The organism is Rhodanobacter sp. ANJX3, from assembly GCF_014200755.1.
In the GTDB taxonomy this organism is placed as follows: Bacteria; Pseudomonadota; Gammaproteobacteria; order Xanthomonadales; family Rhodanobacteraceae; genus Rhodanobacter.
Window position 1 is genome coordinate 308663 of record NZ_JACHCM010000006.1, and the last position, 13531, is coordinate 322193.

The window sequence follows — 13531 nt, forward strand, 5'->3', positions numbered from 1 at the left end:
GCCTCTCAGGCCATCACCGTTTCGCCCACCCACCACGGCGGTAGCTGGGCATGCTTGAACAGTCGGTACCAGTGCTCGCGATCGCTGGGGCTGTAAAGATGCAGCGCCTGAATGATGTCGTGGGCAAACTCCACGCTGCCCAGATGACTGGCGGTGATGACGCCGCCGTCGCTGATGGCAAGCGCTGAAGCGTCGTATAGCGACTCGCCCGAATAATCGGCAACCTGCCCTGCGATCTGTCCCGCCCAGTTGCCGGTATGGCGAACGTCGTCGAGCAGGCCAGCGCGGCCCAGCGCCACGACGCCGGTATCGATGCCAGCCACAGGCACTCCCGCCTCACCAGCATCACGCAGGATGGCCACCGCTGCGCTGCCCTCCCCGCGCAGCCAGAGATGCCCCCCGGGCACGATCAGCATGGCGGCACGCCCCAGGTCGACCTGCCCCAGCGGCACGTCGGGCTGCACCGCGAGGCCGCCCATCGACATCACCGCGGCGCGCGAGAACCCGACCGTCTGCACCCGCCAGTCCCCCGGACGGCGAATCTCGCAAAGCGCCAGCGCTGCCTGCCAATCGGCAAAGCCGTCGAAAATCAGAAAATAAACCGTATCGCGCATGGCGTTTCCTCCCTGGTGGATACACAGCTTGGCCGCCTCCTGCTGCCAACGTGCTGTCAGTAGTGGGGCGACGGCATGATCATTCGCCTTTTCGCCGACCCGGCTGGCGCGGTTCAGCCGGAGCCGGGACAATGCGTGCTTCGTTCACCCTGGCCGCCCCATGAAACCGAGCCCGATAAAACCCATTTCGCTGATCCAGTTCCTGATCGAGGAGCGCCGCGCCGGCCACATCAATGCCGAGCTTTCCCTGTTGATCGAAGTGGTGGCCCGCGCCTGCAAGCGCATCGCGGTAGCCACCAACAAAGGCGCGCTCGGCGGCGTGCTCGGCATGCAAGCTGGCGATGGGGAAGGCGGCAGCATCAACGTGCAGGGTGAGGCGCAGAAAAAGCTCGACGTGATCTCCAACGAGATCCTGCTCGAAGCCAACGCCTGGGGCGGCCACCTCGCCGCGTGCGCGTCGGAGGAGATGGAAGATCCGCAACAGATTCCGGACGGCTATCCGAAGGGCAACCATCTGCTGCTGTTCGATCCGCTGGACGGCAGCTCCAACATCGACGTCAATATTTCGGTCGGCACGATCTTCTCCGTGCTGCGCTGCCCGGACGATGTGACCGAACCGAAGGCCGAACACTTTCTGCAGCCGGGTACGGAACAGCTCGCCGCCGGCTACGTGGTGTACGGCCCGGCGACCACGCTGGTGCTGACCTTCGGTCACGGCACGCACGAATTCACGCTGGAGCGCGAGGTCGGCAGCTTCATGCTCAGCCGTCGCGGCATCCGCATTCCCGAGGAGGCTACCGAGTTCGCCATCAATATGTCGAACCAGCGCCACTGGCAGCCGCCGATGCAGCGCTATATCGGCGAACTGCTTGCCGGCACCACCGGCCCGCGCGGCAAGGATTTCAACATGCGCTGGGTCGCTTCGATGGTGGCCGACGTGCATCGCATCGTGACCCGCGGCGGCGTGTTTTATTACCCTCTGGATGCCAAGATCCTCAAGCAGGGGGGCAAACTGCGTCTGATGTACGAGGCCAATCCGATGGCCTTCATCATCGAACAGGCCGGCGGCGCAGCCACCACCGGCCGTGAACGCATCATGCAGTTGCAGCCTACCGGACTGCATCAGCGCGTGCCGGTGTTCCTCGGCTCGAAGAAGGAAGTCGAGGTCGCCACGCACTACCACCTCATCGCCGACGGTGCGCAGAACCAGGTCGACGACGTCGACCGTTCCATCGGGTGAACTTGCAAGCGGCAACGCCCGTGACTGCCACGGCTTTGCCGCTTTTCGATAGCAGCATTCCCTTTTCCTTCGCCGGCACACCCTCTTCATGCCCTTCCGCCGCCAGCTCCTGCTTCTGCTTGCTGCACTGACGCTGGCTGCCTGTACCGGGCACAGCAAACCCAACAACACATTGCCGGCTGTCGCCGCCGCGCCGGTGACGTTGAAGATCGGCCTTGCCCTCGGCGGCGGTGCGGCGAAGGGCTTTGCGCATATCGGGGTGATCAAGATGCTCGAAGCCAGCGGCATCCATCCGGACGTGGTGTCCGGCACCAGTGCCGGCAGCGTAGTCGGTTCGCTGTATGCCGCCGGCCTGGATCCGTTTCAGCTGCAGGAGCAGGCGTTTGCGCTGGACGAGGCGACGATCCGCGACGTGCATATTTTTTCCGGCGGCCTGGTGCAGGGGCAGAAACTGCAGGACTACATCAACACGGCGGTCAACCACCGCGCGATCCAGGAGCTGAAGCTGCCGTTTGCCGCGGTGGCCACGCAGCTGGAAACCGGCGAGCGCACCGTGTTCGTACGCGGCAATACCGGCCAGGCCGTGCGCGCTTCCAGCAGCATCCCTGGTGTTTTCGAGCCGGTGTCGATCGGCGACAAGCACTACGTCGATGGCGGCGTGGTCAGTCCTGTGCCGGTGGACGCGGCGCGCCAGCTCGGCGCGGATTTCGTGATCGCGGTGGATATCTCTTCAACGCCCAGCGGCAGCAATCCTCAGGGCATGGTCAACATCGTCGGCCAGTCGATCACCATCATGGGTCGCCAATTGGGCAAGCAGGAGCTGGCCCGCGCCGACTTCGTCATCAAGCCGAATATCACCGGCATCGGCGCCACCGATTTCGAGCAGAAGAACCAGGCCATTCTCGAAGGCGAGCGCGCCACGCTGGCGGCGATGCCGGCGATCAAGGCGGCGGTGGCCGCGCGACGGGCCAGTCTCATGCTGGCGCCGGTCACGCCATAGGCAAACGTGCGAAGGCCGCCACGCGGCGTTGCCGGTTGTGGGAGCCATACCCGATCCAGCATCGGCACGCTCGACCGGGACTTCCGTCACTTGGAACCGTGGCGAGGCGCTGCTAGTTTGGCCGATCACTGTCCCTGGGATCTGTCATGACCTGCCGTCTCCGCATCGCCATCTTGCTAACCCTGCTGGCAGCTGCACCGGCGGTACTTGCCGAAGCGCCGACGACGGTCGATCCGCGCATCCAGAACGTGCTGACCCAGCTGGGCAAGGTAAAGTCGATCCACGCGGCGCAGCTGTCGCCCGACGGCCGGCAGCTGGCCTGGGTCGTGGAATCCGACGACAAGCCGAGCGTTGAAATAGCGGATGCCGATGGCAGCCACGCGCGCGCCGCGGATCCGTCCGCCAAGTCCGGTAGCTGCAGCCAGGACGAAATCGCCTGGGCACCGGACTCGCGCCACCTCGCCTATATCTCCGATTGCCACGGTGCAGAACGCAAGGATAAGTCGCGCGCTTCTCAGATCGTGCTCGCCGACGCCCTGGGCAAGACGGCTCCCGTGGTACTCACCACGTTGAACGGCAACGCGCAGGCGCTGAGCTGGTCGGGCGACGGCAGCCGTCTGGGCTTTCTCTATGTGGAAGGGGCCACCCGCCGCGCCAGCGCCGTGTCGGCGGCCAAACCCGCCTCCGGCGAGGTGGGTGTGGACGGACTCGAGGTGCAGCGTGTGGCCACTGTGGTTGCCACTGGCGGTGCGCCGCAGATGCTCACGCCGGCCGCCAGCTACGTCTACGAATTCAGCTGGTCGCCCGACGCGCAGCGCATCGCCTATGTTTCGGCACCGGCCCCTGGCGACAACAACTGGTGGGTGGCCAAACTGTATGTGCAGAACGCACAGACAAACGCTGCGCCGACTGTGCTGGTCGATCCCGGCAACGTGAGTGGCGATCTGCACGGCCTGCAGATCGCGCTGCCGCGCTGGTCGCCCGACGGTTCGCGGATCGCGTTTATCGGGGGCCTGATGAGCGATCAGGGTTCGACCGGCGGCGATATCTATGCCGTATTGTCCCGCGGTGGCAGCCCGACCAATCTCACCCCCGGCATTCATGTCTCGCCGGCATGGCTGAGCTGGAACAGCAACCAGCAGCTGCTGGTGTCCCAGGTACGCGGCGGCGATAGTGAAGTGGCCGAATACCGTGTCGATGCCGACAAAGCTGCGCAGGAACGCGTGCTGTTCAACCTGCCGGCAAGCATCGGCGATGGCAGTGCGGACATGGCGCTGGCGCTGTCGCGCGATCGCGCGCAGGTGGCGTTCGTGCAAAGCTCGTACGCTGAGGCGCCGGAGGTACACGCTGGTGCACTGGGCACTACGCCGCCCAAGGCGGTCACCGCGATCAACGCCGCGTTGAAGCCCGCATGGGGCAAGGCGGAATCGGTCGAGTGGGATAACGAAGGTCGACACGTGCAGGGCTGGCTGCTGTATCCCGCCGGCTACGATGCCGGCAAGTCGTATCCAATGATTGTGATGGTGCATGGAGGTCCGTCCGCGGCGATGATTCCGCGTTGGCCATCGGTCGGCTTCGGCTCGGCGCCGCTGTCGACGCTCGGCTATTTCGTGCTCATGCCCAATCCGCGCGGCAGCTTTGGCCAGGGCGAGGCGTTCGTGCAGGCCAACCGCAAGGACTTCGGCTATGGCGACCTGCGTGACACGCTGGCCGGCGTCGATGCGGTGGAGAAAAAGCTGCCGGTGGACGACAAACGGCTTGGCCTGACCGGCTGGAGCTACGGCGGTTTCATGAGCATGTTCGCGCCCACGCAGACGCAGCGTTTTCGGGCCGTGGTTGCGGGCGCAGGCATTTCGAACTGGCAGAGCTATTACGGCGAGAATCTGATCGACCAGTGGATGATCCCGTTCTTCGGCAAGTCCGTATACGACGATCCGGCGATCTACGCAAAGAGTTCGGCGATCAATTTCGTCAAGCAGATCAAGACGCCGATGCTTATCGTCGTGGGCGACCGTGACGCCGAATGCCCCGCGCCGCAGTCGTTCGAACTATGGCATGCGCTGCGCGCGCAGGGCGTGCCGACGTCGCTGGTGGTGTATCCCAACGAAGGCCATCACTTCGTCGACCCCGTGCATCAGCGCGACGTGCTGCAGCGTGCGCTGGGCTGGTTCGAGAAATATCTGCCTGCGTCGAAGTAATCCGCTGCGTTCGAATGCTGCACCAGGCTCATCACCTGATCGGCGCACTGCGGCGCATGCAGCGCCAGCCATTCGCGGAACAGCGCCTTCCGTTGAATGAAACGATAAACGCTTGACGCAGTAGCGTTGAAGCGCGTGAATGCATACCTGCCGATTTTCTACGGCGTTGAGCAGCTCGAATCGCTGCAACGTCGCCACGATCTCGCCGTCGAAGCGATACGAATGGCTAAATCGGTAACGGCCTGCTGCTGTGCACGAACCAACTCCGGATAGCCGCCGGGAGCCATTTCGTCGGATCGGCTTCGACAGGGCCAACGCGTCGGGACCGCCAAGCCCTTCGGCGAATGCCGTGCTCCACACAGCTTCTCGCTGGGCGTTCCGGCCGACCCGAGCGTCGAAGCGACGAATCGGCAGTTTGATTTTCATCACGGGTCGATCGGCCGGATGAGTCAATGCTTGTTGCACTCGATTCCATATCGTTTCAGACAGAACTGTGACCCAGTCATCCGAACTAATCATGGGCACGATGGTAGGTTCAGTTTGTCGCCACATGGCGATATCTAGGAAGAGGAACTTCGTGATGAAACTGCAAGATGCCAAGTTTGAGAAGCAGGATTCTCAATCCAACCCGTTCGCCATTCAGCTCGACGAACCCATGCAAAACATCGCGGCGCCGGGCGTCTGCGAAATGAAGCCATATCTTGGCGAAGACTCTCGCTGGTACTCCACCCAGCCAGGCGGCTAAAACCACGGCGATTCTATTGAGACGTGGCGATAAAGAACGCCGCCATCAGGCGGCGTTCTTTTGTTCGAAAACTCCGATGACCAAACGGCACCGATCACAGGCAATCGAGTATCCATGATCAAGGCCAATGTTGCTTTTTCCGACCTCCAGCAGCCGCCAGAGTGGCGAAATGATGCCCTGTTCTTCGGGGAAAGCCAGATCGCTCCCTACCGTCACTGCGCCGTGGAGACCATCGTGGTTCGCATGCAGGGGCAGTGGTTCGCGACGGTGCGCGAGCGTTGCCGGGATGTCGAATGGGACAAAGGAGATGCGGGCGCGTTGGTCGACGCCGATCGATTCAACCAGCTCTACAAAGAGGCTCTTTTATGGCCGCTTGATTATCTGATGATCGAAGTGGCTCAGGCTGGGTGCCGACTGAAGTTGCGCGCCGGTCTTCTCGGATCGGCGCCAGTCTATTGCCGGGTCACCGATGACGCGGTGGAAATTTCCTATGATCTGGCCGACTTTTTTTCCCGGCCTACAACCATTGATCTGGAGATGGCCAGCAGGCGTCTGGCACTCAACGCCGATTATTCCGCGAGGCAATTATGTTCGGGCGTTCTTATGCTGACAGAACGAGCCACGCTTTACGCGGAGCCGGGCAAAAGCCGTTACGTATATCCTTCACCTGCTGAAACCATATCGCCTTCCGAAGAAGCATTGATTGACCACGGCGTAGAGCGATTCGAGCAACTGCTGCATCGTGCGATTTCGATTCGACCCACCCCGAAGCGGATGGCCGTCGAGTTAAGCGGCGGCATGGACTCGGCGACCGTTGCATGCGCTCTGGCTCAATCGCATGAGAACATCATAAGTCTGGGAGTCCTGCTCGATGACGGATACAGTCAACTCCAGGCCGAACGCCGGCGCATGCTTATTGAAAAGCTTGGTCTTCGCGATACGGCCGTAAATATCGATTCATTCCCGCCGACGCTCGATCTACAGCCAAGCGCAAGTCGACCGGACTATCCACTTGCTGAGTTCTATCTCGAAGCGTTCGAGAATTTGTGGGACAGCGCTCGAACGCAGGGCAGCGAATTTCTGTTCACCGGTCTTGGCGGAGACCAACTGTTCCCGGCGTATCGAAATGAGGAGCGATCCGCCGGAGGCAAAAGCGACATTGTGGTTGCAGAGGCCAAGCGTCGCGCGGAATTATTGTTGACGCCCCGAGCGCTTAATTCATCCTGCTCGATCAGTGGGTTTGACGCTCCCGTCGGTCCGCTATCCGCATCGGTGTTGGCTTCGAGTATGTGCCAGGCTCCCCACCTGCTTCGACGAGGTCTTTGGCCGATCAATCCGTTGAGCGATCCACATTTGGCTTCTTTTTGTCGGCGCCTGCCTCTCCAGAGCCGAAAGGATCGGGAAACGATGTGGCGATATTTACGGGCCAAACTGGGTGAAATATTTCCAAGAAGTTATTGCAAAGAAACGTTCGCTCACGTTCTCCCCGAGTTAATTGCACATCACGCCAAGACGATAACCACGCAACTGCGCGATTGCGCCCTTGCCGACCTGGGGCTCGTCAACCGAGACGCCGTACTCCAGCTGTTGGACGAGCTGGTAGTGACGCGCGCACGTGCGCTAACGGCACCCTTGATCTCATTCCTTTGGCTGGAGCGTTTCGTTCGACAGATTGCCTGAAATCGAATTCCGTAGACGTTGACTCCGATTTTCCAGCATGCGCACATGGGCACCGGGGTTCTAGGCCATTGGCGACACCGACTGGAGACGACCACGCTCAAGCGCGAGCTGGCCCGGATGAAGAAGGAGAGAGATTTTTTGCGCGATGCGGTCGTGTTCTTCGCCAGGGAATCGAGCTGAGGGATCCGACGATCCAACGCTGTCTCGATCTTTATCCTGTCCAGCTGATGTATCGATGCCTGAAGGTATCGCTCAGTGCCAAATTTGCGGCGATGGCGCCCGGCCAGCATCGGATGACATGGGCAAGGCTCATGGGCGCCCCGGTATAGCGATGTATTGGCTGAGCCAAAGATGCTGACGGGATTTGATGCAGCGGCCACATCCTTTCTTTCCCTGCCGAATAAGCCGAGGTGGTTGCTTTAGAAAAGGTCGCCCTGCGGCGACGGTTTTCGCGGCGGTACGAAGCGTGAGATATCGAGTAAGAGTTCGCGCGAGCGCGCGTAACCGTGCCGGCGACTGGCTATGTCGAAACGGCGACGCAGCAGATCGGCGAAGACGCCCTGCCCGCGCATGCGGGTGGAGAAATCGCTGTCGTAATCGCGGCCGCCGTTCATCTGCTGCACCAGGCTCATCACATGGTCGGCGCGCTGCGGCACATGCAGCGCCAGCCATTCGCGGAATAGCGCCTTCAATTCGTACGGCAGGCGCAGCGTGGTGTAGCCGGCGCAGCGCGCGCCGGCATCGGCCGACTGCTCAAGCACGACTTCCATGTCCTTGTCGTTGAGCGCCGGAATGATCGGCGCCACCAGCACGCCAACGGGGACGCCCGCGTCGGCGAGCATGCGGATGGCCTTGATGCGACGATGCGGCGCGCTGGCACGCGGTTCGAGTTTGGCGGCCAGGCGGTTGTCCAGCGAGTTGATCGAGATAAACACTTGCACCAGATTCTCGCGTGCCATCGGCACCAGGATGTCGAGGTCGCGCTCGACCAGCGCGTTCTTAGTCACGATGGTGCAAGGGTGATGGCATTCGGCCAGCACCTGCAGCGCGGCGCGGGTCAGCCGCCAGCGTTTTTCGACCGGTTGATAGGGATCGGTATTGCTGCCGATATTGATCGGGCTGACGACGTAGCCGCGCTTGGCCAGGTCGATGCGTAGAACCTCGGCAAGATTGCTCTTGGCGCGCAGCTTGGTTTCGAAATCCAAGCCAGGGGAAAGGTTGAGATAACTGTGCGACGGCCGCGCGAAGCAATAGATGCAGCCGTGCTCACAGCCCCGATAAGGGTTGATGGCCTGGGTGAAATGGATATCCGGCGAGTCGTTACGACTGATCAGGCTGCGCGCACGCTCTTCGGTGACTTCGGTACGCGGGCGTGGCGCCGTTTCGTCGAGTAGCGCATGCGACCAGCCGTCGTCTTCTGCTTGATGGCGAACGGTTTCGAATCGGCCTTCGGGATTGGACGCGGCGCCACGGCCCTTCACTGCTCGCGCTAGCGAGGCTGGCTGATCGTCAGGAAAGCTCGACAGCAGGTCGTGGTCGTCCGGTGGCGGGTGATCCATGCTCCGATGATGACGCGAGAGCGTCTCAGCAGTCGCGACATCTTGCGAAGTCTTTTGCACAAATGGTTGGTGGCCGCATCTGCTGCTTGGGCGCATACGCAACGCTCATCGACCGGTTTATGATGCATCTTGGGGAGCGGCTGCGCGGAGGCAAGAATTCAATGAGTCGGGACTGTGAGCCCGATGTGGTGTTTTCCTCGCCGCACGGCTACCGTCACAGTGGCTGCACGGCAATAGACCGATGCTCCGCGGTCAGCAGTTCCGGGGCACTGCGACCATTCTTCCTGCCTCGTCCAATCTGGAGTTTTCCATGACCGGTTACGGCTTGCTTATTTTTCTTTTCATCGGCGCCATGGCGGGCTGGCTGGCAGGGCTAATCGTGCGCGGGTTTGGCTTTGGCCTGCTCGGCAATATCGTGGTCGGTATCATCGGCGCGTTTCTGGCCGGCTGGCTGCTGCCGGCGCTGGGGGTTCATTTCGTGATTATCGGACCGATCGTCACCAGCATCATCCACGCAATGATCGGTGCGATTGTCCTGCTCGTCATCATCGGCCTGTTTAGAAGAGCGTGATCGCGAGGGCGGTACCGCCTTGGTCGACGAAGGCAGATTCCGCGTTGGTTTGATTGGCCGGCATTGAGACGTTTCAATGGAAGATGTGTCGCAAAACGCAACAGCGCGAGCTGTTGCGTTTTGCATTTCTGCGCCATGGAAAAATCGAGTGCGTTTTCATCACGAAATCTTGTGCCGCGCGTCAACAGCATGGCGACCCACGGTATTACACTCGGCCACTGGCTATGGCGCGAAGCGCCATGACGATTCCCTGCCGGCTGCTCTTTTTAGCCGGCCAAACGCGAGGCTCATCATGTCCAAGCTTTATCCGGTCAAATCCGAATTCGCTGCCGGCGCGCGTTTGCGCAAGGCGGATTACGAAAGGCTTTATGCCGAGTCGATCGAGAACCCGGACAGTTTCTGGGCCGGCGTAGCCGATCGGCTGGACTGGAACAAGGCACCAAGCAAGATCAGCGACGTCTCGTTCGATCCGAAAGATCTGCATATTCGTTGGTACGAAGATGGCGTGCTGAATGTCACCAGCAATTGCCTCGACCGTCACCTGGCCGAGCGTGGCGACAAGACGGCGATCATTTTCGAGGGCGACGATCCGAACGAGTCGCGTCGCATCAGCTATCGCGAGCTGCACGCCGAGGTCTGCAAGTTCGCCAATATGCTGAAGCACCTCGGCGTGACCAAGGGCGATCGCGTCGCGATTTATCTACCGATGATTCCCGAGGCGGCGATCGCGATGCTGGCGTGCGCTCGCATCGGCGCGATCCATTCGGTGGTGTTCGGCGGATTCTCGCCGGATTCACTGGCCGGACGTATTGCCGACTTCACCGCCAAGCTGGTGATCACTGCCGACGAAGGCACGCGCGGCGGTAAGAAGATCGCGCTGAAGACCAATGTCGATGCGGCCCTCGATCGTCCCGGTACAAACAGTGTGGAAACCGTCATCGTGGTTCGCCGCACGGGCGCCAGCGTGCCGATGCAGTCGCCGCGTGACCGCTACTACCATCATCTGATGGACGGCCAGACGGCTGAATGCCCGGCCGAACCGGTGGAAGCCGAACATCCGCTTTTCATTCTCTACACCTCCGGTTCCACCGGAAAACCCAAGGGCGTTCTGCATACGACCGGCGGGTATTTGGTCTATGCCAGCTACACGCACGAGTGCGTGTTCGATCTGCGCGAAGACGATGTCTACTGGTGCACCGCCGACGTCGGCTGGATTACCGGCCATAGCTACGTGGTTTACGGTCCACTGGCCAACGGCGCCACCACCGTCATGTTCGATGGCGTGCCAAACTATCCCGACTACAGCCGCTTCTGGGACGTGGTGGACAAGCACAAGGTGACGCTGTTCTACACCGCGCCCACGGCCATCCGCGCACTGATGCGTGAGGGCGAAGCGCCGGTCAAGAAGGCATCGCGCGCTTCGCTGCGTCTGCTCGGTACCGTTGGCGAGCCGATCAACCCCGAAGCGTGGGAGTGGTATTACCGCGTGGTTGGCGACGAGCGCTGTCCGATTGTCGACACGTGGTGGCAGACTGAGACCGGCGGCATCCTCATCACGCCACTGCCCGGTGCCACCGATGCCAAACCGGGCTCGGCCACGCTGCCGTTCTTCGGCATCCAGCCGGCGATCGTTGATGCGAATGGCGAAGTACAGCAGGGGGCGACGGAAGGCAACTTGCTGATCACGAACTCCTGGCCGGGGCAGATGCGTACCGTCTATGGCGATCACCAGCGTTTCATCGAAACGTATTTCAGCGCCTACCCCGGCAACTACTTCACCGGTGACGGCGTGCGACGCGACGAGGACGGCTACTACTGGATCACCGGCCGCGTGGATGACGTGATCAACGTCAGTGGTCATCGCATCGGTACGGCCGAGGTGGAGAGCGCCCTGGTCGCGCATGCGAAAGTCGCCGAGGCGGCCGTGGTCGGCTGCCCGCACGATATCAAGGGCCAGGGCATCTATGCCTATGTCACGCTGGTGTCGGGCATCGAGGGCAGCGACGAGCTGCGCAAGGAGCTGGTGGCGTGGGTACGCAAGGAAATCGGGCCTATCGCCACGCCTGATTACATCCAGTGGGCACCGGGTTTGCCGAAAACACGTTCGGGCAAGATCATGCGGCGCATCCTACGCAAGATCGGTGAGAACCTGCCCGATCAACTGGGTGACATCTCTACGCTTGCCGATCCGGGTGTCGTAAAGAGCCTGGTGGATGAGCGATTGATCAAATAGCCGTCCAGATGGGTTTACGCTTTGTCTGGCGAGGCGGCGAGGAACACCGCAGTCGCGCTAAAATCCGGGCATGAAGTCAACCGACATGCGTGGTCTCGGCTTGATCGCCGGGCAGCTGGGCGATCACGATCTGCACGTGTTTTTGCTGCCCTATGAGCGGCGGCAAAAACGGCAGCCTCTGCAGAATGTGCTCGGCGCCTATCTTGGAATATCCGGCGGCGAAGTGAGCTTGATCGACGGTGAATTCGGCCGGCCTGAACTCGATAGGCGGCACGGCGCTGTGGTGGGATTCAACTGGTCTCACAGCGGCGGCTGTGCCCTGATCGCCATTGGAAGGCATTGCATGCCCGGCATCGATATCGAACGGCGGCGCGATCGCCCGCGTGCGCTGGATATCGCCGAGCGCTATTTTTGCAAAGGTGAGCTCGCGGTTTTGACATCGACGCCGTTGAATGCTCGCAGTACGGTATTTCTGAACCTTTGGACGGCAAAAGAGGCAGTGCTCAAGGCATTGGGGCGAGGAATCGCGTTTGGCCTCGATCGTTTGCATGTAGCGAGCATTCAAGACCAACCTGTGTTGCGCTGGCTCGATGATGATGATGCCTCAGCGTGGCAGTTGCAGCGGCTGGACGTCGGCATTGACTACGTTGCCGCGCTGGCCTGGCGTGGGTCGGCAAGAAAGATCCACTGCTGGACGATAGGGATCTGATGACTCGGGCTTTACGGCGTCTTTCGCCCTGCCTAGTTAATCTTTGCGCTGACCTTGCTGCCGACCTCTCTTATAAGGAATCGTTTAAACGACATGACCCTGCTTAGCGTCAACCTCAACAAGATCGCCGTGCTGCGCAATTCGCGCGGCGGTGACGAACCGGATATCTGCAAAGCCGCGCAGACCTGCATCGAGTCCGGGTGCGGCGGCATCACCGTGCACCCGCGTGCCGATCTGCGGCATGTTCGGCCGGACGACGTGCGTGCACTTGCAGCGCTGCTTCGCGGTCGTGTGGAGTACAACATCGAAGGCAATCCTTTCGCGGCCGCACGCGGAGAGTATCCAGGGCTTATCGAGCTAGCCCGTGAGGTACGCCCGACGCAGGTGACCTTGGTGCCGGATAGCGATGGGCAGATCACCTCCGATCACGGCTTCGATCTTGATCGCGATATCGATCGCTTGCGTCCGCTGGTCCACGAGTTGCTCGATCTCGGCTGTCGCGTGAGCCTGTTTGTCGATGCTGAAGCCGAGCGCTTCGAACCGGCAGCGGCTATTGGGGTAGAGCGCATCGAAATCTACACCGGCCCTTTTGCGCACGCGTTTGCCGAAGGCAAACCGCGCGGCGCTCTGGCCGCCTGTGCGAATGCGGCGCGGCTCGCGCATCTGGCGGGACTGGGCGTCAATGCGGGCCATGATCTCAGCCAGGCCAACCTGGGAGCGTTCAAGGCCGCGGTTCCCCATCTGGCCGAAGTATCGATCGGCCATGCGCTGATCGGCGAAGCGCTTTACGACGGACTGGCGGCAACGGTGCGCAGCTACGTACAGTTGTTGCAGTAGGGCTCGCCTCTTTAGACGGCCTCCAAGGCAAAGAAAAACCCCGCACAAGGCGTAATGCTGTTCACTTAAGCATTGCATCGTAGCCAAGGCGTCCCAAGAATCCGGCCTTCACCTGTTGAAGGCCGGATTTTTTTGTGTCCCTGCA

The 13531-nt window shown here is 61.3% G+C and carries 11 protein-coding genes and 1 pseudogene; 10 read left to right on the plus strand and 2 right to left on the minus strand.

Annotated elements, in window-relative coordinates:
* Positions 1-5: 5 nt before the first annotated feature.
* Positions 6-614, minus strand: a complete 609-nt coding sequence (locus HDE76_RS17175) for a DJ-1/PfpI family protein (RefSeq protein ID WP_179479018.1) — start codon at positions 612-614, stop codon at positions 6-8.
* A gap of 175 nt (positions 615-789) precedes the next feature.
* On the opposite strand from HDE76_RS17175, the gene HDE76_RS17180 reads away from it, so the two are divergent.
* The 6 genes and pseudogenes from HDE76_RS17180 to HDE76_RS17205 form a co-directional block, all read left to right on the plus strand.
* The gene (locus tag HDE76_RS17180) at positions 790-1854 is read left to right on the plus strand and encodes a class 1 fructose-bisphosphatase (RefSeq protein ID WP_179479130.1); all 1065 of its coding nucleotides are present in this window, start codon (positions 790-792) and stop codon (positions 1852-1854) included.
* Positions 1855-1942: 88 nt separating this feature from the next.
* Entirely contained in the window at positions 1943-2854 is a 912-nt protein-coding gene (locus HDE76_RS17185) for a patatin-like phospholipase family protein (RefSeq protein WP_179479020.1), read from the plus strand.
* A 146-nt stretch (positions 2855-3000) separates the two neighbouring features.
* A complete protein-coding gene (locus HDE76_RS17190) occupies positions 3001-5052 on the plus strand; it encodes a S9 family peptidase (protein ID WP_179479022.1) in 2052 nt (683 codons plus the stop codon).
* Positions 5053-5632: 580 nt separating this feature from the next.
* Positions 5633-5797: a hypothetical protein gene (locus tag HDE76_RS17195; RefSeq protein WP_179479024.1), complete on the plus strand. Its 165-nt coding sequence runs from the start codon at positions 5633-5635 to the stop codon at positions 5795-5797.
* A gap of 114 nt (positions 5798-5911) precedes the next feature.
* Positions 5912-7477 carry an asparagine synthase-related protein gene (locus HDE76_RS17200; protein ID WP_184509295.1) on the plus strand — a complete coding sequence of 522 codons (1566 nt, stop codon included), beginning with the start codon at positions 5912-5914 and terminating at the stop codon, positions 7475-7477.
* A gap of 96 nt (positions 7478-7573) precedes the next feature.
* A pseudogene (locus HDE76_RS17205) lies at positions 7574-7734 on the plus strand (IS3 family transposase); the annotation flags it as partial.
* A 162-nt stretch (positions 7735-7896) separates the two neighbouring features.
* Here HDE76_RS17205 and HDE76_RS17210 read toward each other — a convergent pair.
* Positions 7897-9036 (minus strand): PA0069 family radical SAM protein, encoded by a 1140-nt coding sequence (locus HDE76_RS17210; RefSeq protein ID WP_184509297.1) that lies wholly within the window; start codon positions 9034-9036, stop codon positions 7897-7899.
* A 310-nt stretch (positions 9037-9346) separates the two neighbouring features.
* On the opposite strand from HDE76_RS17210, the gene HDE76_RS17215 reads away from it, so the two are divergent.
* From HDE76_RS17215 to HDE76_RS17230, 4 genes are all read left to right on the plus strand, one after another.
* Positions 9347-9607 (plus strand): GlsB/YeaQ/YmgE family stress response membrane protein, encoded by a 261-nt coding sequence (locus HDE76_RS17215; protein WP_179479030.1) that lies wholly within the window; start codon positions 9347-9349, stop codon positions 9605-9607.
* Between the two features lie 292 nt (positions 9608-9899).
* Positions 9900-11840: an acetate--CoA ligase gene (acs, locus tag HDE76_RS17220; protein WP_184509299.1), complete on the plus strand. Its 1941-nt coding sequence runs from the start codon at positions 9900-9902 to the stop codon at positions 11838-11840.
* A 70-nt stretch (positions 11841-11910) separates the two neighbouring features.
* The gene (locus HDE76_RS17225; RefSeq protein WP_184509301.1) at positions 11911-12549 is read left to right on the plus strand and encodes a 4'-phosphopantetheinyl transferase superfamily protein; all 639 of its coding nucleotides are present in this window, start codon (positions 11911-11913) and stop codon (positions 12547-12549) included.
* A 93-nt stretch (positions 12550-12642) separates the two neighbouring features.
* Positions 12643-13386 carry a pyridoxine 5'-phosphate synthase gene (locus tag HDE76_RS17230; RefSeq protein WP_184509303.1) on the plus strand — a complete coding sequence of 248 codons (744 nt, stop codon included), beginning with the start codon at positions 12643-12645 and terminating at the stop codon, positions 13384-13386.
* Positions 13387-13531: the final 145 nt, after the last annotated feature.

What these genes read in the sequence shown, in the direction of transcription:
- HDE76_RS17175 (WP_179479018.1), bottom strand. Translation starts at nt 614, where the DNA reads ATGCGCGATACGGTTTATTTTCTGATTTTCGACGGCTTTGCCGATTGG.
- HDE76_RS17215 (WP_179479030.1), top strand. Translation starts at nt 9,347, where the DNA reads ATGACCGGTTACGGCTTGCTTATTTTTCTTTTCATCGGCGCCATGGCG.
- HDE76_RS17185 (WP_179479020.1), top strand. Translation starts at nt 1,943, where the DNA reads ATGCCCTTCCGCCGCCAGCTCCTGCTTCTGCTTGCTGCACTGACGCTG.
- HDE76_RS17195 (WP_179479024.1), top strand. Translation starts at nt 5,633, where the DNA reads ATGAAACTGCAAGATGCCAAGTTTGAGAAGCAGGATTCTCAATCCAAC.
- acs (WP_184509299.1), top strand. Translation starts at nt 9,900, where the DNA reads ATGTCCAAGCTTTATCCGGTCAAATCCGAATTCGCTGCCGGCGCGCGT.
- HDE76_RS17210 (WP_184509297.1), bottom strand. Translation starts at nt 9,036, where the DNA reads ATGGATCACCCGCCACCGGACGACCACGACCTGCTGTCGAGCTTTCCT.
- HDE76_RS17200 (WP_184509295.1), top strand. Translation starts at nt 5,912, where the DNA reads ATGATCAAGGCCAATGTTGCTTTTTCCGACCTCCAGCAGCCGCCAGAG.
- HDE76_RS17190 (WP_179479022.1), top strand. Translation starts at nt 3,001, where the DNA reads ATGACCTGCCGTCTCCGCATCGCCATCTTGCTAACCCTGCTGGCAGCT.
- HDE76_RS17225 (WP_184509301.1), top strand. Translation starts at nt 11,911, where the DNA reads ATGAAGTCAACCGACATGCGTGGTCTCGGCTTGATCGCCGGGCAGCTG.
- HDE76_RS17230 (WP_184509303.1), top strand. Translation starts at nt 12,643, where the DNA reads ATGACCCTGCTTAGCGTCAACCTCAACAAGATCGCCGTGCTGCGCAAT.